Below are 21,688 nucleotides of genomic sequence, written 5' to 3' on the forward strand. Positions count from 1 at the left end.
CGACCGTCAGAGCCGGTGCCATGCCGGATACAGCCCCGAGCGCTGCCCGGTGCCGGGGCGGCCGCCCGGGCCACCGCTGAGCTCCGCGAGGCATTCCCTGGCGTCGGGGGTGCCCGCGGCCACCTCGGCCCGGAGCGCCTCGACATCTCGCCGAGCGGCGAACAGCCGCACGAGGTGGCATGCCGCGAGGTAGTCGCCGGCGTCGGCGCGGGCCCTGAGCTCTTCGACGCGACCTTGTTCGGCGAGCAGCCTGGTCAGCAGACCCATCGCCCGCACATCGGCATCGGCGCAGCCACGCAGGATCAGGATCGCCTCATCGGCGCGGCCCCGGCTGGCGTGGAGCCAGCCGATCCAGCGCCGGGCGGAGCCGCAGCCGCGCTCGGCGCGCCCGCGCAGTTCATCCTCGTCGCCCTTGCTCGCCAGCACGTAATACCATGCCTCGCGAGCGTCTTCCTCGCCGGCGTCGGTGCGCCTGCGCAATTCGCCGAAGCGCCCATTCCGGAGGAGTCCGTCTATCAGTATCTCGGTGATTTCGGAGTCGTCCGGATAGGCGTTCGCCAGGGCCCTCAGCCGGTCGAGCCGACGATGCTTGACGAGCAGCTCGGCCAGCGGCACGCGGGCGCTGCTGTCACCCGAGTCGGCGCGCTTCTCCAGCTCTTCGATGCGGCCGGCCTGGCGGAGCACCTCATTGAGCATCGACGTCGCCTCGCGGTGGCCGTCGTCCGAGGAATGCTCGCGCAGGACCGCGAGGGCGTCGTCGAAGTCACCGGCCTCCACCAGCCACTCGACGAGATATTCGGTCGCGGTCCAGTTGTCCTTGCCGGCCAGCCGGCGCAATTCATCGATGCGCCCGTTCTCGGCGAGCCATTCGGCCAGCCGCCGGCCGGCGAACCAGTTTCCCGCGGCGGCGAGTTCCCGGAGCTCTTCCGTGGGGCAGCTCTCCGCCTGCTCTTCCTCCAACCATTCCTCGGCGACCGGACTCCCATCCTCGGTGGCCTGTTCATAGAGCGCCTTCTCGTAGCGATCGTGCCCCCGGCGGCCCGCGTTGTCGGCCAGCCGCTGCCGGTCGTCGCGATGATGATGGTCGACCAGGGCCTGCCATACGGCATCCGGGACCACGACGGTCCGGCGTGCCCGAAGCGCGTACTGCCGCAGGTAGTCCGCCACGGTGTAGCCGGCGATCCGGCCCATGCCGGCCGCTACGGGCACGAGCGCACTCGCGGCGCCCCGCAGCACGGTGGTGGCGTAGCCGATGCCCTGATCGAGCCAGTCGGGCGGCGCGACGGCCTGCTGCGCCGACGTGAGATAGGCCGGCGCCGCCGCCTCGAGAAACTCTCGGGTCAACGGCGCGCCGGCGCCGACGCGCCGGGCATCCAGCGCCGCGGTGATGACCGCCTTGCCGTAGCAGTCCGCGGCCGGGGCGTGCTCCCAGCAGCGGATCAGTTCGGGGGCGGCGGCCAGCACCTGGGTGAGCCCCGCGTCGCGGGTGTCCAGGGCGGCGCGGATGCGCCGGTCGCCGGCGCGGGCCTCCGCGCGGCGTCGCTCCGCCGGACTGAAGCACCCGCCGACATCGATGAGACGGGCCAGGCGGAGCAGCTCGCGGTCGTTGGCGTACAGGTCGGGGCGTCCGGGCAGGGGTTGTGCGCTGCGGGTGCGGTAGTGCTCCAGCCACCACGTGCCCACCACCACCAGTTTCGCGGCGAGCAGTGCGCGCACGGCGGCGACCGGGAGACCACCCGGATGGTCGAGATAGCGCTGCAGCTCGTCGAGCCACACCACCGCCCTCGCCGTCGGCGTGCCGGCGAACGCCCGGACCGCGTCCGCGTCGCCCGGGTGCACCAGCCACCACTCCGGCAGCACGGCCCGGACCGCCTCGAACAAGGCCCGGGTCTTACCCACGGACGAATCACCTTGGAGCAGGACGAATCCTCCCCGCTCGGCGGCGGCGGCGATCGCCGGGCGTAGCTCGTCGTCCAGATCACGCGGCACGTACACCGGAAGCTCATCATCGGCATCGCCGACGTCGATCGCCGCGTGCACGCCGAGCCACCGGGGCAGGGCGTGCCGCACCCGCACCGCGCCGGGCACCTGGCGCGCGGCTTCGGTGATCGCCCGCTCCCGCGCGGCCATCCAGCCCGGCACGGCGGCCTCCGGCACCCGGCAAGCCCGCAGGAACGTCGCCAACGTCTCCGGCGACGGCGTCGACGTGCCGGTGCAGATGTCGCTGACCGTGCTCCGGGGCAGGAGCACGGCCCCGGGCATCTCCTCGGCACGGCGCTGCACCCCGTGCAGCGACAGACCAGCGTCCGCGCGCAGCTCGGCGAGCCCCGCGGCGAATCCCGCCCGAGTGTCCACCGTGGTGGGGTCAACGGCCACCCTCCGCCCCCTCTCACCTGTCCGGTCGTGCCGCACCGGACACGGCGGACAGCGTACAAACCGCGCCCGGTTCGCGGCGAACGCGCAGCCGCCGGCCCCGGCCGGCCCGGCCCGCTACCGGGTTCCTCCGCGACCGGTGCCGGACCCCGGCACAGCCTGCTGAGCTGGACTCGTCACCGGGGACGCCGGCCGGCTTCCCGGACACCACGACAGCGGGAGCGATCACCATGCACTGGCTCATTCACACCACCGGCGACCTGCTGCAGCTGGTGGCCGCCGCGATCACCTTGACCACGCTCGTGGCCGATCGAACGCGGAAGCACGACACGGGCTCTTCGGACGACGAGTAGCCATCCGGATGCGCCTACGATCGGGCGGTGCCGACCATCGACTCGCATGACGCCGCCCTCGCCGCCGCCGCCCGGGTCGCCGCGGCGCTCGCCCCGGGGGTGATCCAGCGCGACCGGGACGGTGCCGACGCCGTACCGGCCGCGGCGCTCGCCGCCCTCGACGGCTCGGGCCTGCTCGCGATCACCGTGCCGGCCGCCGACGGCGGCCCGGCGCTGGGTCCGGTCACGCTGGCCGAGGTGACCCGGATCATCGCCGCGGTCGACCCGGCGATCGCCCAGGTCCCGCAGTCGCACTACCTGCTGGTCGACGTGCTCGCCGTGCACGGCGCCGCACCGCTGCGCGCCCGGCTGTTCGGCGACGTGCTGGCCGGCCGGCGGCTCGGCAACGCGCTGGCCGAGCGCGGTGGCAAGCACGCCCAGGACCTGTCGACCCGGGTGAAGGAGGGCCTGCTCAGCGGCCGCAAGTACTACTGCACCGGCGCGCTGACCGCCGCCTGGATCGCGGTCAGCGCGCTGGACGGCGACGGCCGGCTGGTGCTGGCCTTCGTGCCGCGCGACGCGGACGGCGTCACCGTCGACACCGACTGGGACGTCATGGGCCAGCGCGCCACGATCAGCGGCACCACGACCTTCTCCGACGTGCCGGCCGAGCTGATCCTGGACTACGCGGGCGCCTTCGAGGTGCCGCAGCAGCTCGGCGCGCGGGCCCAGCTCGTGCACGCGGCGATCGAGGTCGGCATCGCCGAGGGCGCGCTGCGCGACGCCACCGCCTACCTGCGGGAGAAGGCCCGGCCGTCCACCGAGGCCGTGCGCGCCGGTGCCGCCACGGCGGCGGGCGACCCCCACGTGCTGCACCGGTACGGCCGCACGGCGACCCGGGTACGCGCGGCCGCCGCCCTGATGCGCGAGGCGGCCGCCGTCCTCGAGGAGGTCGGCCTGGTCCCGCCCGACGCCGGGGCGGCCGCCCGGGGCTCGCTGGCGGTGGCCGCCGCCAAGGCCTTCGCCAGTGAGGTGGCGGTCGAGACGGCGTCGGAGCTGTTCGCGATGTGCGGCACCAGCTCGACCGCGGCGAAGTACGACCTCGACCGGCACTGGCGCAACGCCCGGACGCACAGCGTGCACGACCCGCTGGACTGGAAGTACCACCACCTGGCGGCCTGGGAACTGGCCGGCGTGCGACCGCCGAACCACGGCCAGCTCTAGGAGGGGGTCTCCAGCCGGTAGGCGCCGAACACGATCGGGGTGCGGATCGTGAAGCCGAGGTGCTCGTAGAGCCGGATCGCGCCGGTGTTGTCGTCCGCCGCGTGCAGGAACGGGACGTCCCCGCGTGCCCGGATGACCGCGACCACCGCCCGGATCAGCCGCGCCGCCAGCCCGGCACCGCGGTGCGCCGGGTCGGTGCAGACCGCGCTGATCTCGGTGTATCCGTCCAGCCGCATCCGCTCACCGGCCAGCGCCACCAGCGCACCCCCGCGCCGGATGCCCAGGTAGGCGCCGAGCTCCGGGGTGCGCTTGCCGAACGGCCCCGGCCGGGTCCGCGCGACCAGGTCGAGGATCTCCGGCACGTCGGCGGCGGTCAGCACCAGCGCCTCCGGGTCCGTCGCGCCGCGCACGCCGGTGCCGACGAGCTGCACACCCGACGCCCCGCCGGCGTGGGTCCAGCCCGGCTGGCCGGTCAGTCCCGGCGCCGCGAGCAGCGGCTCGGCGCCGGGGCCGGACAGCTCGGCGAGGTCGCGCCAGGCGGCCGGGTCGGCCGGGTCGGCCAGCGCCGCGAACGGGCTGACGTCGGTGGGGTAGCGGGCGCTGCGGCCGTGCCGCTCGGCGAAGCCGGCCTGCGGGCCGGTCAGCGCGGCCCACGCCGGATTGTCCAGAATCTGCACTCCGCCGATTCTGCCCGGGGCGGCCCGCGCAGCCCAGCGAGATTCCGGTCACCGTGCGGCGGGGTGGCATCGGCGAGCCGAAGTCGATCGCGATCGGCCCACCGGTGATCATTCGGCTAGCCTGTGCTCATGGCGTCTTTCAATGACAGCATCATCGAGACCTTCCGGGCGAACGACGGCGTGGTCGGCGCGCCCTTCGAGGGCAAGACCCTCGTTCTGCTGCACCACATCGGACGGCGATCCGGCGAGGAGTTCGTCACCCCGCTGGTCGCGGCGCCCGACGCGGACGGGTACGTGCTCTGCGGCAGCCTCGGCGGCGCGCCGCAGGACCCGCAGTGGGTCGCGAACCTCGAGGCCGGCACCGGCCCGGCCACGATCGAGCTCGGCCCGGCCACCACCACCGCCGACTACGAGGTGGTCCGGCCCGGCGACCCGAGCTGGGAGGACACCTACGGGATCTGGCGCGAGTACTGGCCGGACGCCCGGGAGTACGAGAAGAAGACCGACCGTAAGTTCCCGGTCGTCCGGCTCAAGGTCGCTCCCTCCGCCTGATGAGCGATCCCATGACCGCCACCGCCAAGCCCCGGATCGCCGTCACCGGTGCCACCGGTCAGCTCGGCGGCCGGGTGGCCCGCCGCCTCGCGGCCCGGGGCACGGCGCAGCACCTGCTGGTCCGTGACCCGGCCCGCGCCCCGGAGCTGCCCGGCGCCACCGTCGCCCGGGCCGGTTTCGCCGACAGCGACGCCGTCCGGTACGCCCTCGACGGAGTACCGGTGGTGTTGATGGTCTCCGCCACGGAGAGCCGCGACCGGGTCGAGCTGCACCGGGCCTTCGTCGACGCCGCCGCTGCGGCCGGGGTCGGCCACCTGGTCTACGTGTCCTTCGCCGGCGCCGCGCCCGACGCGACCTTCACCCACGCGCGCGACCACTGGCACACCGAGCAGCACATCCGGGCCAGCGGGCTGGCCTTCACGTTCCTGCGGGACAACCTCTACGCCGACTTCCTGCCGGGCCTGGCCGGCGCGGACGGCGTCATCCGTGGCCCGGCCGGCGACGGGCGGGTGGCCGCCGTCGCCCAGGACGACATCGCCGAGGCCGCGACCGTGGTGCTCACCGACCCCGCGGCGCATGCCGGCCGCACGTACGACCTGACCGGGCCGGAGGCGCTCTCGCTGTACGAGATCGCCGCCCTGCTGTCGGCCACGTACGAGCCGGAGACCGTGGAGCAGGCGTACCGGTCCCGCGCCTCCTACGGCGCGGAGGACTGGCTGGTCGACGCGTGGGTCTCCACCTACACCGCCATCGCCGCCGGTGAGCTCGCCGCCGTCAGCGACGCGGTGCCGCGCCTCATCGGGCGTCCCGCCACCTCACTCGCGGAGCTACTGGCCCGGTAAACCGGTAGCGCCCGCCCCGCCGCCGTCCTACGGTGGCGGTGACCCACTCGGCTCAGGGAAAGGTATGGACATGCGAGGAACCGCTGTGTTCAGGCCGTCCATCCGTTCCCTGACCTCCGAGGATCTCCTTGCCCACGCTCAATCTCGGCATCCTGGCGCACGTCGACGCCGGTAAGACCAGCCTCACCGAGCGCCTGCTCTTCGCGCACGGCGCCGTCGCGGCGCTCGGCAGCGTCGACGCCGGCAGCACCACCACCGACAGCGGCGAGCTCGAACGCGAGCGGGGCATCACCATCCGCTCCGCGGTGGCCTCGTTTCCGCTCGGCGACCTGCGGGTCAACCTCATCGACACCCCCGGGCACCCCGACTTCATCGCCGAGGTGGAACGCGCCCTGGCCGTCCTCGACGGCGCGGTGCTGGTGCTCTCCGCCGTCGAGGGAGTGCAGGCGCAGACCCGGGTGCTGATGCGCTCGCTGCGCCGGCTGCGCATCCCCACGCTGATCTTCGTCAACAAGATCGACCGGATGGGCGCGCGCGGCGACGCCCTGCTCGCCGAGATCCGCGCGAAGCTCGGCGTCGACGCGGTGGCGATGAACGCCGTCCGGGAGGCCGGCACGCCCGCGGCCCGGACGGTGCCGCGGGCGTGGGAAACCGCCGCCGCGGAGACCCTGGCCGACCACGACGACGAGCTGCTGGCCCGGCTCGTCGACGACCGGCCCCCGCCCCCCGGCCAGGTCCGCGACCTGCTCGCCGCGCAGACCGGCGCGGGCCACGTCCACCCGCTGTTCTTCGGCTCGGCCACCAGCGGCGCGGGCACCGCGCCGCTGGCCGAGGGCATCGCCACGCTGCTGCGCCCCGGCCCGCCCACCGCGCCCGGCACCCAGGGGATGAGCCAACCTACGGCGGAGAACAGCAGGCAACCCCGGGGGCTGAGCCAACCCGCGGCGGAAAACAGAAAGCAACCCCGAGGGCTGGGCCAACCCGCGGCGGAAAACAGAAAGCAACCCCGAGGGCTGGGCCAACCCGCGGCGGAAAACAGGAAGCAACCCCGGGGGATGGTCTTCGCCGTCGAGCGCGGGGCCGGCGGCGAGAAGGTCGCCTACCTGCGGCTCTTCTCCGGCTCGGTGCGCGAGCGGCAGCGCGTCGTGCTGCACCGGGCGGAACCGGGCGGCGCGGCCCGGCAGATCCGGGGACGGATCACCACGCTCGAGGTGGTGGGCGGCGCGGAGACCGAGCTCACCGCCGGGGCCATCGGCCGGGTGCACGGCCTCAGCGGCGTCCGGGTCGGCGACCGGCTCGGCCCCGCCGACGAGCGCACCCCGGCGCCGCAGTTCTCCCCGCCGAGCCTGGAGTCCCTGGTCCGCCCCCGGGACCCGGCGCAGCGGATCCGGCTGCACGCCGCGCTGTCGGCGCTGGCCGACGAGGACCCGTTGATCCGGACCCGGGTGGTGGCCGGCGGCGACACCTCGGTGCTGCTCTACGGCGCGGTCCAGCGCGAGGTGCTGGCCGACCGGCTGGCCCGCGACTTCGGGCTGGCCGCCGAGTTCGGCGAGATCCGGCCCGTCTACTTCGAACGGGTGACCGGCGCCGGCGAGTGCGTGATCGCCTTCGACCCGCGCCGGTCCAACGACTTCTGGGCGACCGTCGGGCTGCGGGTCGAGCCGGGCCCGCCGGGTTCCGGGCTGCGCTACCGCCGCGACGTGCAGCCGGGCGCGGTGCCGCAGGCCTTCCACCGGGCGACCGAGGAGGCCGTCCGCCGGACCGTCGAGCAGGGACTGACCGGCTGGGAGGTGGTCGACTGCATGGTGACGGTCATCCGGGCCGGCTACAAGTCACCGGTGTCGACAGCCGCGGACTTCCGCGGCCTGACACCCGTCGTGCTGCTGCGGGCGCTGCGCGCGGCCGGCACCCGGGTGTACGAGCCGTGCCAGGCGTTCGAGGCCGAGGTGCCGGCCGGCGCGCTGAGCGCGGTGCTCGGCCGGCTGGCCGTGCTCGGCGCCGACGTCACCGGCTCGGCCGAGCGGGGGGAGTCCTGGGTCGTCACGGGCCTGCTGCCGGCCCGGCTGACGCACGAGCTGACCGGCGCGCTGCCCGGGCTCACCCACGGGGAGGGTGCGCTGTGGAGCCGCCCCGGAGCCGACCGTCTCCTGCGCGGGCCCGCCCCACGGCGGCCCCGGCTGGACGGCAACCCCCTGAACTACGAGGAATACCTGCGTTTCCTCAGCTCCCGGCTGCCGGTGTCGGCCCGGTGACGGCCCAGGCCTCGGTGCCGGTGGTGACCGTACGGTCGGTGTCGGCGGCCTCCTCGACGGCCAGCGCGATCAGGTGGTCCTGGGCGCCGTCGGCCAGCGGGTAGGGCGCCGGCCCGGCGCCGCGCACCCACGCGGCGGTGGCCTCCAGCAGCGTCGCGATGGCGATCTCCTCGTCGCTCCAGCGCCGGCCCTGGTACGGGTTGCGGTACAGCACCTCGCCGCCGTACGTGATGGTGTCCGTGTCGAAGCCGTCGAGGTCCAGGTCGTAGCCGGTCTGGCGGCGTACCAGGGGCGAACGCACCAGGGTGCGCGGCGCGCCCAGCCGGACCACCTCGTCGTCGCGCAGTTCGCCGTGGCTGCCGCGCACCAGCAGCCGCCGGAAGCGCAGCTGGTTGTGCCACTGGTTGGTGGTGAAGTCGTAGAGCCCGGACCGGCCGTCGCCGAAGTCCAGGGTGGCGATGGTCGTGGTGGCCGGCCGCGGCTCGGGGTCGTCGGTCCAGCCGGCCCGGGTCAGCGGGTTCACCAGCGGGGCGGTGGTGCGGCTCGCGCGCACGGTGACCGGGCCGCGCCCGGCGGCGAGCAGGCCCCGGATGAGCGCGACGGCGTGGTACCGGTGGGTGGAGGAGACCTGCACCTGGGTCGGGGTGCCGATCAGCCCGGCGCGCACGGCCGCCGCCCGGGCGGCGTGCGAGGGCATCAGCGGATACTGCTCGGCGACCTGGACCAGGCCGGAGCCGCCCACGGCCGCCCACAGCTCCCGCAGCCCGGCGGCGTCGGGGGCCGGCGGCGTCTCGGCCAGCACCGGCAGGCCGCGCTCCACGGCCTCGACGATCACCGATGGATTGACCTGCCAGGGCACCGCGGTCACCACGAAGTCCGGCGCGGTCTCCGCCACGCACTCGGCGAGCGAGGCGAAGGCCGGCACGGGCAGCTCGCGGGGGGAGCGGACCACCGCGCCGACGCACTCCACGCCCTCCAGGCCGGCGGAGAGCCGCCAGAACATCTCGGCGCGCCAGCCGGCGCCCACCACTGCGAAGGAGGTCATCCGGCGCACTTTATCCGGCCGCGGGACACTTGACCCGGCCCCTGGGGCAGGCGGCATGCTGGCCGCGTGACCGAGCTCCGTACCCCCGAGGCCGCGCGTGGCTGAGGACGCACCCGGCCTGCTGACCACCGGCGAGTTCGCCCGCCGGTCCCGGCTGTCGGTCAAGGCCCTGCGCCTGTACGACCGCAGCGGCCTGCTGCGCCCCGCCGAGGTGCACCCGGGCAACGGCTACCGCCGGTACGCCGAGCGCCAGCTCTACGCGGCCCGGCTGATCGTGCTGCTGCGCCGCCTGGACATGCCGCTGTCGCAGATCGCCGAGATCCTCGGCGCCGGCGGCGCGGACGCCGGAGCCGCGCTGGCCCGGTACTGGCAGGACGTGGAGCGGCGGCTGGCGGCCCAGCGCGACCTGGCCGACCGCCTCGTCCGCAGCCTCGCCGGCGAGGCCCGCGCGCCGGCCGGCGACTGGCCGGTCGCCACTCGCGAGGTACCGGCCCAGGCGGTCCTCACCGAGCAGCGGTATGTCACCTCGGGCGAGCTGCGGTGGATCCGCGAGGCCGGCGCCCGGCTCACCGAGGTGGCGGCGCGCCACGGCGGTCCGGCCGGGCCCCGGTTCGTGGTGTTCCACGGCGAGGTCACCGAGGACAGCGACGGACCGGTCGAGGTGTGCGTGCCCGTCCCGCCCGACGCCGCCGGCCTGGCCGGCAGCGCGGTCCGGCACGAGCCCGCGCACACCGAGGCGTACATCCCGGTGATCCGCGGCCACTTCGAGCCGCCGCAGATCCTGTCGATCTACGACGCCGCCCGCCGCTGGGTCCGCGAGCGGGGCCTGCTCGTCACGGCACCCCCGCGCGAGGTGTACGGCTACCCGGCCGACCCGGACCACGGCGCACCGGACGACCTGGTGTGTGACGTGGCAGTCCCGTACGCCTGAGCACAGCCGGGTTTGCCGCCCGAGCCGCCGGGCACATGCGGCTCCATGCGGCGCCGGCGTGCTGCTGATCCTGCTGCCGCTGGTGCAGGAGCGCGCCTGGCAGGGCCCGGCCAAGTGGCTGCTCCTGCTCGCCGGGCCGGCGCACCGACCGGGCCTTGTTGCCCTGACGAGGCCCGGTCTCTGCCCTTTTGTCCGGCGGATACCATCGCGCGATGCAGCCGACCTACGTAACCTTCGCCGAGAATCCGGCCTCGACCTCGAACGCCGTCCTGCGCATCGACCGCGGCGTCGCGAGCGGGGGATTTCTCACGCTGGACGCCGACGGCTCGGTGGAGCTGACGTTCGACGTGCCGGCGGCGGACGCCGGCGGGGAGGCCACCCTCGGGATCGTGGCGCTGGTGGCGAAGCTGGGCGCCGCGGTCGGCTTCGCGCCCCTCGACATCTCCGTCAACGACCGGTGCCTGGTGCACGACTGGCGCATCCCCGGCGGCGGTGACCTTCCCCAGCACATGGACTTCGTCATCCCCGCCGGCCGGCTGCGGCCGGGCGCCAACAAGCTCCGGCTGGCCAGCGCCGTCGACGCCGGCAGCATGCTCTGGATCTACCGGATCACCATCGACGCGGTGTTCGACCGGCGCCGGTCCGCGCGGGCCATCGACCGGCGCGCGGCCGAGGAGCCGGTGCTCCGGTACGAGACCGACCTCCTGCCGGCCGAGGACGACGACGCTGACTGGCAGCCCGGCCCGGCGGTGATCGCGTACGTGGACCGCGGCGAGCAGAGCCTGCTCGAACACCTCGCCTGGGCGGACACCTCCGGCGCGGAGTACGCGGTCACCTTCACCGCCGAACTGGACGAGATCTACGGCTGGTGCCGCCCGGCCGGCGCGCAGTCGCCGTACGAGTTCCGCGGCACGCTGACCGGGCGCTGGCGGGCCGATCACCCCGTCGCCGGCGTGGCGGGGCGCCGGTTCCGGACGGAGGAGGGGTGGGGCGGCGGCTGGCACGATTCCGACGGGATCACCTTCGCGGTCGGCGCCGAGTCGTTGCCCCCGGTCCGGGCGAGCTGGCGCGACAAGCGCGGCAACACCGGGACGGTCGCGTTCACCGGATCCGGCGAGGTCTTCCTCGGCACCTACCAGCGGGTGGGCGAGGGCGCCATCGGCTACCGCGGCTACTCGCCCGCACCGACCAAGGGCGAATGACAGCCCACGCCGGAGGGCTTGGATCGTTGGGCTGTCAGCGGCCCGGCTTGACGGTCACGGCCGTCGTTGCTCGTGGTTGACGACAGCCGCGAGCAGATCGCGTAGGTGACCGCGGTCCGCATCCAGCACGTCGAAGAGCGCGGCGGCCCTGGTGTGTGCCTTGGCGCCCAGCAGGTCGCGACGGCGCCGGCCCTCCTGGGTCAGCACGAGGTGCTTGACCCGCCGGTCGGCCGGGTCGGCCTGGCGGGTCACCAGGCCACGGCGCTCCAGTCCGTCGACGATCCCGGTCACGTTGGAGGCGTCGCAGCTGAGCAGGTCGGCGAGGTCGCGCATCGGTGCCGGGCCGCGCAGGTTGACCAGGGCGAGGGCCTGGGCGGGCGGTAGCTCCAGGTCCGCCGCGATCGCGTTGAACCCCTGCCGAAGCCGGCCCGCGACCTGGAAGACCAGGTCGGCCAGCTCAGTGGTCAGCTGGTCGGCGGCGGCAGGTGAGTTGGCGGCCTCTGCAGTCATGACTCAATGGTACGTGTCCTCGATAGTTGAGCTTCCCAAGTATATGTTAGGCTCGCGAAAGGTTGACATGCTCAACATTTGACTTCCTCAAGGAGATGTCATGGCTGTAGCGACGAATGCGGAGCAGGCAGCGCGCACGAGACGGTTCGGCAGAGCGGGCAACCGGCTGCTCGTGGTCGGCGGTGCGGTGCTCGCGACCGTCCTGGTGTGGGTGATCGGTGAGCCCCTGCTCGGCCACGACCTGGTCGTGGTCTCGCCCGGGCGGCCGGCTATGGATCTCGGCCTGGCTGAGCTCGCCTTCGTGGCGCTGGCGTCCAGCCTGCTCGGCTGGGCGGCGCTGGCCATCCTGGAGCGAAGCACCGCCCACGCCGTGGCCATCTGGACCGTCGCGGCACTCGTGATCCTGGCGGTTTCGTTCCTCCCGTTCGCCGGCGTGGAGACGTCCGGCGGGAGCAAGGTGGTGCTGGCGCTCACGCACGTCGCGGTCGCGGCCGTGCTCATCCCGGGCCTCCGGCGCACGAGTGCACGGCCCGCGCCGGGACGGTAGACCGGCTGATGGCGTCTCGGAAGTGCCACCACCCGAGCGCCGTGCGTCTAGCGCCTCTCGCACCACGTCCTCGGCTTCGCCGGCGCCCGGCTCTCGGATAATCTGCGCGTTGTGACTGCCTTCGATGGGAAGCCGGACCCGGAATACGCGAAGTACCCAGATCATGATCTCCACGATGTGCCGCTGGCGGTGTTGGAGGCTGGACGCGCATACATGCGGCTGGCTGCCAGCATGGGCGACGTCGCGGAGGACGATGCGGAGCCACTTGCCGATTCGGTGATCGGGGCCGCCCTACCCGTCATTCGCGAATGGATGCGTGCGGTGAATCGCTCACCGGGCGCGCCGGCGTAGCACGTCCAGGATGACGCTGTTGTCGAGGTGGCCCAACCCGTCGGCGACGGCCGACCGGTAGAGGGCTGCCACGGCGGTGGTGACCGGCAGATCGGCGCCTGAGTCCGCCGCGCTGGCGAGCCCGAAGCCGAGGTCCTTGACCAGGTAGTCGGCCGGTCCCGAGCCGTGAAAATCGCCGCCGACCAGGTGGTCGCGCTTCTGGATCAGCACTTCGGAGGCGGCGAGCCCGCCGCCGAGGACGTCCAGCAGCGCCTCGGGCGCGAGGCCGCCGCGCTCGCCCAGGACGACAGCCTCGGCGAGCGCGGCGAGCGTCCCGGCGACGACCAGCTGGTTGCAGGCCTTGGTCAGCGAGCCGGTGCCGACCGGGCCCATGTGCCGGACCGTACGGCCCATGGCGTCGAGGTAGGGCCGAAGCCTGCCGAAGTCACGCTCGTCCGAGCCGACCATGATGGAGAGGGTCGCGTCCGTCGCGCCGCGCCGGCCGCCACTGACCGGCGCGTCGATGACTGCCACCCCACGTGGTCGCAGTTCGCCGGCGAGCTCCCGGACGCCCACCGGCGAGACCGTGCCCATCACTACCAGCGTGTCCAGTCTGGTGCCGGCGCCGAGCAGCCCGTCGGGTGCCTCGAGGAGTTGGCGCACTTGTGGCAGGTCGGGGAGCATCGTGATGACCGTGCTCGCGGTCGCGCTGACGTCGGCCGGGCGGGCGACCACCCGTACCCCGGCGGCCGCGGCCCGGACCCCCGCGGCCGCGCTGCGGTTCCAGGCCACCGTGTCGATGCCGGCCCGGGCCAGGTTGACCGCCATCGGCAGGCCCATCGCGCCGAGGCCGGCGAAGCCCACGGTCGCCGGGCCGTTCGCGGTGCTCATCGGGGAGCCGTCAGCCCGGCGAGGCGCCGCTGGAAGCCCGGCCGGTCGAGCACGTCCCGGTTGACGACGTACCGGGGCGCCTGCCCGGCGAGGACGTCGAGCACCGCCCGGACGGCGCTGTCGCCGTTGCCGGTGGCCATCTCGTCGGTCCAGGACAGCGCGTGCGGGCTCAGGATCGTGTTGTCCAGCCCGAGCAACGGGTTGTCGGCCGCGGGTGGTTCGGTCTCGAAGACGTCCAGGCCGGCGCCCGCCAGCCGGCCGGACCGCAACGCGGCGGCGAGGGCGGTCTCGTCGACGATCGGCCCTCGGGCGACGTTGACCAGCACCGCGGACGGTCGCATGAGCGCCAGCCGGCGGGCGTTGATCAGATGCCGGGTCTCGGGGGTGAGCGCGGCCATGACGATGACCGCGTCCGCCTGGGCCAGCAGCGGGTCCAGGTCGGCGAGGCGGACCCCGCATTCGCGGGCCGACTCCGGCGTCCGGTACGGGTCGTAGGCCACCACGTCCACCTGGAACGGGCGGAGCAGCCCGACGAGATCCGTGGCGGTGTTGCCGAGCCCGATCAGCCCGACGCACCGGCCGGTGAGTCCGCGGCCCATCCAGGCGGTCTTCTCCTGCCACCGGTCCTGGCGCACCATCCGGTCCTTGACCACCACGTGGTGCAGCACGCTGAGCAGCAGGGTCAGCGCGGCGGTGCTCACCGGTCGCCGGGCACCGTCCGGCGTGATGGTCACCGCCGTGTCGTGTGCGGTGCACGCGGCCAGGTCGACGCTGTCGTAGCCGACGCCGAAGCGCGCGAACACCGCCGGGCCCGGGATCGCCGGGTCGAACGTGCGCCGGGTGATGGCGGGCGCGGCGAAGATGACTCCGTCGAGGCCGGCGAGGTCCGCGGCGATCAGTTCGTCGGTGTCGCGGTCGAGGTAACTCCATCGGACGCCGGCCTCGTCGAGTGCGTGGAGCCCGATGTCGCCCCAGAGGTTGCGCCCGTCGGCGCCGAGAAAGTCCCGGCTGACGCCGACCTGGAACGGTGTCATGGGCGAGCCTTCCTGCAGTCGATGCTGGTGGGGTAGCTAGAGGATCGCGATCGGGTTGACCGGTGAGCCGGTGCCGCCGGGGATGTTGAGCGGGGCCACCACGAGCAGGAACTCGTAGCGGCCGGCCTCCGCGCATGCGGCGGAGAGCGCTTCGAGGTCGAGGTTGTCCAGCAGGGGCACGCCCATCGCGGTGATCGCGAGGATGTGGATGGGTGAGTGCACGCCGGGCACAGGCGAGGGGCGTACGTCGCTGTCGCCGTCGCCGCCGAGCAGCGCGATGCCCCGCTCGGCGAGGAGCGGCATGGCGTCGACATGCAGGCCGGCGCTCGCGGCGGACGGGTCCCAGGCGCCGACCCGGCGCCGCCGCAGGAAGTGCCCGGACCGCAGCAGGAGCGCGTCGCCCCGCTCGAGCCGTACGCCGAGCCGCTGCTCGGCGGCCAGCAGGTCGTCGGCGTGCACCGCCTGCCCCGGCTCCAGCCAGTCGACGCCGTGCTCTATCGGGATGTCCAGCAGCACGCCCCGGGTGACGATCGGCCCGAGTTGGTCGACGGAGCCGAACCGGGCGCCGCCCGAGCCGATCACCTCCCGCGCGTTCCGGCCGTCGAAGAGCTGGCCGCGGTACGCGATGTGGGACAGCGCGTCGAGGTGGCTGACGGCCTTGCCGTGGTAGTCGACCGCGATGAAATCCTTGTGGGTGGACGGTTCGGGGGGCTCCGCGTCGCCGAGGTCGGACATGTAGTGCAGGGCGGGTTTGGCGTTGTCGGGCCCGGCCACGGTGTTCCACGGCAGCGCCATCGGGACGACCACGCCGCTGCGGACCAGGCCGGCGGCCGTCGCCGTGCCCGCCGGGGTGAGCTGGTTGGCGGCGCCCAGTTCGGGGCGGTCCCAACGCCCCCCAGGCCTGCACCCGGGCGAAGATCTCGTCGAATTCCGCCGGCGACACCGCCGGGCCGTTGCCGGGCGGTGCGGCGGTCCGGGCTTCGGACCCGTCGCTGTCGGCCATCTCTGCTCCTGTCCGTTCGGCGTGACGGCGCGACCGTCCGCGTGGACCATGCGTTACCGTCGCCACGTTCTCGCGATGGCGCGGAACCCGGGCGGGCGGTGCGTCGGCGGAACCGAACGCCACCGCATCATGACCAATATTCTGTACTATGGTCAGTATCATGGACGGAGCACAGTTGTGAGCGCAAGCGATTCGGGAAGTCTGGTGCCCGCGATCATCCGTGCGGCGGCCATCCTCGACACGCTCGCCGCGGCCGAGGGCGAGCGGCTCTCGGTCAGCGCCATCGCGCGCAGCCTCGCGCTGCCGAAGTCGTCGACGGCCAACCTGTGCGCGTCGCTGGAGGAGACCGGGCTGATCACCCGGGACGGTCACGGCTACGCGCTCGGTCGCAAGCTGGCCGAGCTGGGCGGGCGCTACCTGTCGACGGTCGACCAGATCAGGGACTTCTACGAGCTCTGCCGGCGCGCGCCCCTGCTCTCCCGCGAGACGGTGCGGGTGGCCGTGCTCGACGGCCTGGACGTGCTCTATCTGGCCCGGTACGACGGCACCCAGCCGCTGCGGCTCACCGCCAGCATCGGCGACCGGTTTCCCGCCACCTGTACGGCCACCGGCAAGGCGATCCTGTCCACGCTGCCGCCGGCCGTCGTCTCCGACCGGTTGCGCGGCGGCCAGGCGCTGCCCGCGCTCACCGAGCGTTCGATCACCACGGTGCCGGGGCTGCTGGCGGAGCTGGCCGCCACCCGCGAGCGCGGCTATGCCGTCGACGACGAGGAGGCGACGATCGGCGTGGTGTGCCTCGCCGTGCCGGTGGCCGGCTTCCGCACCGAGTCGGCGCCGTTCGCGATCAGCGTGACCGCGCTCAAGGCCCGCCTCGACGACGAGCTGCGTGAGGGACTGCTGGCCGAGCTGCGCGGGGTCGCGGCCGGCATGGAAAACCCGCTGCAGCCGGGCGCACAAAGGGTAAACGCCGCAAAGTAGCCCAGCGGGCCGCCTCGATCGGTAATCTTCCGGCAACAAGTTTGCCTCGTGGTCTTGACCAATATTCTGTTCATCGAACAGCATGTTGAACAGACCGGACGAGATGCGCCGGCTGATGGTCCGGTGGAGGTGCCGTGGGCGGCTTGAAGTCACGTGGCGACGCGTCCCCCGCTGAGGCGGCGGGGCACGACCAGATACTGCTGCGTATCCGGGGGTTGGGGAAGCGCTTCGGCGCCACCCTCGCGCTCGACAAGGTCGATCTCGACCTGCGCGGCGGCGAGATCCTGGCGCTGCTCGGCCAGAACGGCGCCGGCAAGTCGACGCTCATCAAGATCTTGGCGGGGGTCTACCGCGCCGACGAGGGCGCGGTCGAGGTCGGCGGGGCGCCGCTGGGCAGCGACTCCGCCCGGCGCGGGGTCTCCTTCATCCATCAGGACCTCGGCCTCGTGGAGTGGATGTCCGTCGCCGAGAACGTCGCGCTGGGCACCGGCTACTCCCGCCGGGCCGGTCTGATCTCCTGGCGCGCCGCCCGGGAACGCTGCGTGCGGGCGCTGGCCACGGTCGGGCGGGACCTGGATCCCGACGCCCGGATCATCGACCTGAGCCGGGCCGACCGTTCGCTGGTCGCGATCGCCCGGGCGCTGGCGACCGAGGCCGCCGTCATCGTGCTGGACGAGCCCACCGCGAGCCTGCCCGCGGCCGACTGCGCCCGGCTCTTCACGGTGCTGCGCACGCTGCGGGACGCCGGGCACGGCATCGTGTACGTCAGCCACCGGCTGGACGAGGTCTACGAGGTGGCCGACAGCGTCGCGGTGCTGCGCGACGGTCGCCTGGTCGCCCGGGGCGCCCTCGCCGACCACTCGCCGAGCCGGCTCGTCGCCGACATCGTCGGGCACGAGCCGGTCAGCTATCGCGCCGCCACGGACCCGGTGGGCGACGTCGTGCTGCGGCTCGACGACCTGTGCGTCCCGGGCGCCGGACCGGTGCACCTGGAGGTCCGCGCCGGCGAGGTGCTGGGCATGGTCGGCCTCACCAACGCCGGCCACCTCGAGGTGGGGCGGGCGCTGGCCGGGGCGCACCCGATCACGGCCGGGCAGGCGCGGCTCGACGGCACCGGCTACCACCCGCGTTCGGTCGCCGACGCCGTGGCCGCGGGGGTCGCGCTGGTGACCAGCAACCGGCAGGAGGAGGGCTGCGCGCTCGAACTCACCGTGCGCGAGAACTTCCTGATCAATCCGCGTTCCCGCGGCCTGCGCCCGGCCACCTGGATGCGGCCGTCGCGGGAACGCGCCGAGGCGGACGCGCTGGTGCGGCGCTTCAACGTGCGGCCGGCGAACGGCGAGGCACCGATCGCCACCCTCTCCGGTGGCAACCAACAGAAGGTCATGATCGGCCGCTGGCTCGGACTGAGCCGCCGGCTGGTGATCCTGGAAGAGCCGACGGCCGGCGTGGACGTGGGCGCGAAGGCGGAGATCTACCGCCTGCTCGACGACGCGCTGCGCGCGGGGCTCGCGGTCCTGCTCATCTCCACCGACTTCGAGGAAGTAGCCAACGTGTGCCGTCGAGCCCTGGTGTTCGTCCGAGGCGCGGTGACCACCGAACTGTCCGGTGGCGCGCTGACCGTGACCGAGTTGACCTCCGCCGCCTCGGCGGCGCCCACCACGACCGGATCGGCGGCGGCCTGATGGCGAGTGACGCCGTGCGCCCGGCCGGCGGGCGCCACCTCGGTCAGTTGGTCGGCCCGTACGGCCTGCTCGTGCTCGCCGTGGCGCTGTTCGTGGTCTTCTCGCTGATCCTGCCCGGCACGTTCCCCACCCTGACCAACATCACCTCGATCCTGTCGAACCAGGCCATCCCGGCGATGCTCGCGCTCGGCGCGATGATCCCCATCGTCACCGGCAAATTCGACCTCTCCATGGGGTACGGCCTCGGCCTCGCCCACGTCATGACGATGCAGCTCGTGGTCAACGGCGGCTGGCCGTGGCCGCTCGCCTGCCTGACGGTGATCGCCGGGGCAGGCCTGGTCGGCGCGGTCAACGGGGCCCTGGTCGAGTTCGCCCAGATCGACTCGTTCATCGCCACCCTCGGCACCGGCAGCGTGCTGTACGCGGTGACCGGCTGGGTGACCGGCGGCGCCCGGATCGTGCCGGGCCCGACCGGGCTCCCGCCGTCCTTCACCGACCTCTACGACTCGAAGTTCCTGGGTCTGCCGGTCGCCGCGACCTACGTGGTCCTCGTGACCGTGGTGCTCTGGGTGCTGCTGGAGCGGCTTCCCTTCGGCCGCTACCTGTACGTCATCGGCTCGAACACCCGGGCGGCGAACCTGGTCGGCATCCCGACCCGCCGGTACGTCATCCTCGCCTTCGTCGGCTCCGCCGCGGTCACCGGCGTGGCCGGGGTGCTGCTCGCGGCGCAGCAGCAGATCGGCAACCCCAGCGTCGGCCTGGACTACCTGCTGCCGGCCTTCGTCGGCGCGCTCCTCGGCTCGACCGCCATCCGGCCGGGCCGGGCGAACGCGATCGGCACGCTGGTGGCCGTGACCATCCTGGCGATCGGGCTGTCCGGGATCGGCCAGCTCGGCGCGCAGTTCTGGGTCACCCCGCTGTTCAACGGCGTGACGCTGGTCGTGGCCGTCGGCCTCGCCGGCTACTCCGCCCGGCGTCGCCTGCGGGCCGGCGCCGCCGCCACCCGTGCCTCAACGCCGCCCGCACCGGCGAGCGACACCCCCGTCTCCACCCCGTCGATACCGGCCTGAGCACCGAACTCCGCCGGTCCTTCCACCGCACTGCCTTCTCGCCCTCGACAAAGGGAGCCACCATGCCCATTTCCCGACACCGAGCCGCACCCGCGGCCGTGCTGGCGGTCGCGTTGACGATCACCGGCTGTTCCCGCGGTTCGACCAGTTCCGCCGACGCCGCCACCACGGCCGCGACCGGCGCGAGCGGCTGCCCCGACGCCTTCACGGCGGCGAAGGCCGCGGTCCAGCAGGCCGAGGATCCCAACGCGGCGTGGACCGGCCCGACCACCGGGCCGAAAGCCACCGCCGGCAAGACGATCGTGTACGTGGCGCAGACGATGACCAACCCGGGCGTGGCCGGCGTGGCCACGGGCGTCCAGGAGGCCGGTAAGACGATCGGCTGGACCGTTCGGGTGGTCGACGGCCAGGGCACCCCGGCCGGCATCCAGGCCGCCTTCAGCCAGGCCATCGCGCTCAAACCCGCCGGCATCGTGATCGGCGGCTTCGACCCGAACTCGACGGCACAGCAGCTGAAGCAGGCCAACGACGCGGGCATCCCGCTGATCGGCTGGCACGCGGTCGGCACGCCCGGGCCGAGCGCGACCCCGAAGCTGTTCTCCAACGTCACCACCAAGGTGGAGGATGTCGCGAAGATCAGCGCGGACTGGATCATCGCGCAGTCCAACGGCACCGCCGGCGCCGTCATCTTCACCGACTCCTCGATCCCGTTCGCCGAGAACAAGTCCCAGATGATCAAGAAGCAGCTGGAGACCTGCGCGACCGTCAAGGTGCTCTCGTACGAGAACATCCCGATCCCGGACACCAGCACGCGCACGCCGCAGCAGGTCTCCTCGCTGCTGTCCCGCTTCGGCGACAAATGGACCCACTCGGTGGCGATCAACGACCTGTACTTCGCCGACGCGGCCGCGGCGCTGCGGGCCGGCGGCAAGGACGGTGCCGGCGCGCCGCTGAACATCGGTGCCGGCGATGGCGACCCGTCGGCCTTCCAGCGGATCCGCGACAAGCAGTACCAGGCGGCGACCGTCCCGGAGCCGCTGGCCGAGCAGGGCTGGCAGATCGTCGACGAGTTCAACCGCGCCTTCGCCGGGGAACCGGCCAGCGGATACGTCGCGCCGGCGCACCTGACCACGGCCGCCAACGTCGGCACCTCCGCCTCCTGGGACCCGGCGGGTTACCGGGACGCGTACAAGTCCATCTGGGGGAAGTGACCAGTGCCTTCCTCGACCATGCCGGCCCTCGTGTGGCACGGCGGTAGCTCGATCGCGGTCGACCAGGTGGCCCGGCCGGACCAGCGGAGCGGACGGGCCCTGCTCGACGTCGCGTACGCCGGCATCTGCGGCACCGATCTGCACATCTGCGCGGGCGAACACCCGCGCGCCAGGCCCGGCCTGGTCCTCGGGCACGAGATCGTCGGGCGGCTCGCCGAGCCGTCCGGCGACCTGGCCGCCGGCGCGCCGGTCTTCGTCAATCCGCTGCTGTCCTGCGGGGTCTGCCCGCCCTGCGGGCGAGGGCTGGCGCACATCTGCGATCGGCTCGGGCTGGTCGGCATCGACGGGCCGGGCGGCATCGCCGGCCAGGTCTCGGTGCCGGTGGCCGGGCTGGTGCCGTTGCCGGCGGAGGTCGACCTGCGGCGAGCGGCGATGATCGAGCCCTTCGCCGTCGGGGTGCGGGCCGTTCGCCGCTCCGGGCTGCGCCTCGGCGAGGCCGTGCACGTCATCGGCGCGGGGCCGATCGGCCTGGTCGTGGCGATGTGCGCGCGGCAGGCCGGCGCCGGGCGGATCACCGTCGGTGAGCCCGTGGCGCGGCGGGCGCGCACCGCGGCCGACCTCGGCTTTGAGGTCATCGACGCCGACGCGGCGGCACGCGTCGCACCGGTCGTGTTCGACTGCACCGGGCATCCGTCGGTGGCGCCGGGCGTGACCCGGTTCGTCGCGACCGGCGGCACCCTGGTCACCACCGGCGTGTACCCCGGCGTGGTCGGCGTCGACCTGCAGGATGTGCTCTTCCGGGAGCTGACCGTGCTGGGCACCAGGGTCTACACGCCAGACGACGTCGCGGTCGCCGTCAGCCTGGTCACCGGCGGCGCCATCGATCCCGACCCGCTGGTCACCGCGGTGGTCCCGCTGCGGGAGGCGGTCGGCGCGGTGACCCGGTTGCGGGCCGGCACCGAGCTCAAGGTACTCATCGCCGGCGGCGCCGAGTGAGAG

Annotated in this window: 21 protein-coding genes; 14 read left to right on the top strand and 7 right to left on the bottom strand. The window is 73.6% G+C overall.

What is annotated here, in order from left to right:
• Positions 1–6: 6 nt before the first annotated feature.
• Positions 7–2,376 (bottom strand): helix-turn-helix transcriptional regulator, encoded by a 2,370-nt coding sequence (locus tag DMB66_RS36555; protein ID WP_125808699.1) that lies wholly within the window; start codon positions 2,374–2,376, stop codon positions 7–9.
• Positions 2,377–2,603: 227 nt separating this feature from the next.
• Here DMB66_RS36555 and DMB66_RS65340 point away from each other — a divergent pair, with 227 nt between their 5' ends.
• Together DMB66_RS65340 and DMB66_RS36560 are read left to right on the top strand one after the other, a co-directional pair.
• Complete coding sequence (locus tag DMB66_RS65340; RefSeq protein WP_255441167.1) at positions 2,604–2,726, top strand: hypothetical protein; 123 nt, start codon at positions 2,604–2,606, stop codon at positions 2,724–2,726.
• A 27-nt stretch (positions 2,727–2,753) separates the two neighbouring features.
• A complete protein-coding gene (locus DMB66_RS36560; protein ID WP_125808700.1) occupies positions 2,754–3,929 on the top strand; it encodes an acyl-CoA dehydrogenase family protein in 1,176 nt (391 codons plus the stop codon).
• Here DMB66_RS36560 and DMB66_RS36565 read toward each other — a convergent pair.
• Entirely contained in the window at positions 3,926–4,606 is a 681-nt protein-coding gene (locus tag DMB66_RS36565) for a GNAT family N-acetyltransferase (RefSeq protein WP_125808701.1), read from the bottom strand. The genes DMB66_RS36560 and DMB66_RS36565 overlap by 4 nt on opposite strands.
• A gap of 129 nt (positions 4,607–4,735) precedes the next feature.
• On the opposite strand from DMB66_RS36565, the gene DMB66_RS36570 reads away from it, so the two are divergent.
• The 3 genes from DMB66_RS36570 (at position 4,736) to DMB66_RS65635 (ending at position 8,252) form a co-directional block, all read left to right on the top strand.
• The gene (locus DMB66_RS36570; protein ID WP_125808702.1) at positions 4,736–5,158 is read left to right on the top strand and encodes a nitroreductase/quinone reductase family protein; all 423 of its coding nucleotides are present in this window, start codon (positions 4,736–4,738) and stop codon (positions 5,156–5,158) included.
• Positions 5,159–5,169: 11 nt separating this feature from the next.
• On the top strand, positions 5,170–6,000 hold the full coding sequence (locus tag DMB66_RS36575; protein WP_233625095.1) for an SDR family oxidoreductase: 831 nt from the start codon (positions 5,170–5,172) through the stop codon (positions 5,998–6,000).
• Positions 6,001–6,128: 128 nt separating this feature from the next.
• Positions 6,129–8,252 (top strand): translation factor GTPase family protein, encoded by a 2,124-nt coding sequence (locus tag DMB66_RS65635; RefSeq protein WP_125808704.1) that lies wholly within the window; start codon positions 6,129–6,131, stop codon positions 8,250–8,252.
• On the opposite strand, the gene DMB66_RS36585 is transcribed toward DMB66_RS65635, so the two are convergent.
• On the bottom strand, positions 8,221–9,297 hold the full coding sequence (locus tag DMB66_RS36585) for a Gfo/Idh/MocA family protein (protein ID WP_125808705.1): 1,077 nt from the start codon (positions 9,295–9,297) through the stop codon (positions 8,221–8,223). The genes DMB66_RS65635 and DMB66_RS36585 overlap by 32 nt on opposite strands.
• Before the next feature lie 97 nt (positions 9,298–9,394).
• Here DMB66_RS36585 and DMB66_RS36590 point away from each other — a divergent pair, with 97 nt between their 5' ends.
• Together DMB66_RS36590 and DMB66_RS36600 are read left to right on the top strand one after the other, a co-directional pair.
• Positions 9,395–10,228 (top strand): MerR family transcriptional regulator, encoded by an 834-nt coding sequence (locus tag DMB66_RS36590; RefSeq protein ID WP_199752837.1) that lies wholly within the window; start codon positions 9,395–9,397, stop codon positions 10,226–10,228.
• Between the two features lie 212 nt (positions 10,229–10,440).
• On the top strand, positions 10,441–11,430 hold the full coding sequence (locus DMB66_RS36600; RefSeq protein ID WP_199752846.1) for a hypothetical protein: 990 nt from the start codon (positions 10,441–10,443) through the stop codon (positions 11,428–11,430).
• A 54-nt stretch (positions 11,431–11,484) separates the two neighbouring features.
• Here the strand turns inward: DMB66_RS36600 and DMB66_RS36605 are convergent, their stop codons facing one another.
• A complete protein-coding gene (locus tag DMB66_RS36605; protein ID WP_125808708.1) occupies positions 11,485–11,940 on the bottom strand; it encodes a MarR family winged helix-turn-helix transcriptional regulator in 456 nt (151 codons plus the stop codon).
• Positions 11,941–12,040: 100 nt separating this feature from the next.
• On the opposite strand from DMB66_RS36605, the gene DMB66_RS64370 reads away from it, so the two are divergent.
• Together DMB66_RS64370 and DMB66_RS36615 are read left to right on the top strand one after the other, a co-directional pair.
• Positions 12,041–12,487 carry a DUF6069 family protein gene (locus DMB66_RS64370; protein WP_125808709.1) on the top strand — a complete coding sequence of 149 codons (447 nt, stop codon included), beginning with the start codon at positions 12,041–12,043 and terminating at the stop codon, positions 12,485–12,487.
• Positions 12,488–12,598: 111 nt separating this feature from the next.
• The gene (locus DMB66_RS36615) at positions 12,599–12,838 is read left to right on the top strand and encodes a hypothetical protein (protein WP_125808710.1); all 240 of its coding nucleotides are present in this window, start codon (positions 12,599–12,601) and stop codon (positions 12,836–12,838) included.
• Here the strand turns inward: DMB66_RS36615 and DMB66_RS36620 are convergent.
• Genes DMB66_RS36620 through DMB66_RS36630 form a run of 3 tightly spaced genes read right to left on the bottom strand, consistent with a single transcriptional unit; the run spans position 12,818 to position 15,537 of the window.
• On the bottom strand, positions 12,818–13,708 hold the full coding sequence (locus DMB66_RS36620) for an NAD(P)-dependent oxidoreductase (protein WP_125808711.1): 891 nt from the start codon (positions 13,706–13,708) through the stop codon (positions 12,818–12,820). The two genes, DMB66_RS36615 and DMB66_RS36620, sit on opposite strands and share 21 nt — an antisense overlap.
• Positions 13,705–14,742, bottom strand: a complete 1,038-nt coding sequence (locus DMB66_RS36625) for an NAD(P)-dependent oxidoreductase (RefSeq protein ID WP_125808712.1) — start codon at positions 14,740–14,742, stop codon at positions 13,705–13,707. The genes DMB66_RS36620 and DMB66_RS36625 overlap by 4 nt, the downstream gene beginning before the upstream one ends.
• A 36-nt stretch (positions 14,743–14,778) precedes the next feature.
• The gene (locus DMB66_RS36630; RefSeq protein WP_199752838.1) at positions 14,779–15,537 is read right to left on the bottom strand and encodes a cyclase family protein; all 759 of its coding nucleotides are present in this window, start codon (positions 15,535–15,537) and stop codon (positions 14,779–14,781) included.
• Between the two features lie 385 nt (positions 15,538–15,922).
• On the opposite strand from DMB66_RS36630, the gene DMB66_RS36635 reads away from it, so the two are divergent.
• The 5 genes from DMB66_RS36635 (at position 15,923) to DMB66_RS36655 (ending at position 21,685) form a co-directional block, all read left to right on the top strand.
• The gene (locus DMB66_RS36635) at positions 15,923–16,723 is read left to right on the top strand and encodes an IclR family transcriptional regulator (protein ID WP_199752839.1); all 801 of its coding nucleotides are present in this window, start codon (positions 15,923–15,925) and stop codon (positions 16,721–16,723) included.
• A gap of 143 nt (positions 16,724–16,866) precedes the next feature.
• The gene (locus tag DMB66_RS36640; protein WP_199752840.1) at positions 16,867–18,408 is read left to right on the top strand and encodes a sugar ABC transporter ATP-binding protein; all 1,542 of its coding nucleotides are present in this window, start codon (positions 16,867–16,869) and stop codon (positions 18,406–18,408) included.
• Positions 18,408–19,478 (top strand): ABC transporter permease, encoded by a 1,071-nt coding sequence (locus DMB66_RS36645; protein WP_125808713.1) that lies wholly within the window; start codon positions 18,408–18,410, stop codon positions 19,476–19,478. Before DMB66_RS36640 ends, DMB66_RS36645 begins: the two co-directional genes overlap by 1 nt.
• A 62-nt stretch (positions 19,479–19,540) precedes the next feature.
• A complete protein-coding gene (locus DMB66_RS36650; RefSeq protein ID WP_125808714.1) occupies positions 19,541–20,689 on the top strand; it encodes a substrate-binding domain-containing protein in 1,149 nt (382 codons plus the stop codon).
• 18 nt (positions 20,690–20,707) lie between these two features.
• Positions 20,708–21,685 (top strand): zinc-binding dehydrogenase, encoded by a 978-nt coding sequence (locus DMB66_RS36655; RefSeq protein WP_125808715.1) that lies wholly within the window; start codon positions 20,708–20,710, stop codon positions 21,683–21,685.
• Positions 21,686–21,688: the final 3 nt, after the last annotated feature.

It is taken from the genome of Actinoplanes sp. ATCC 53533 (assembly GCF_003947245.1).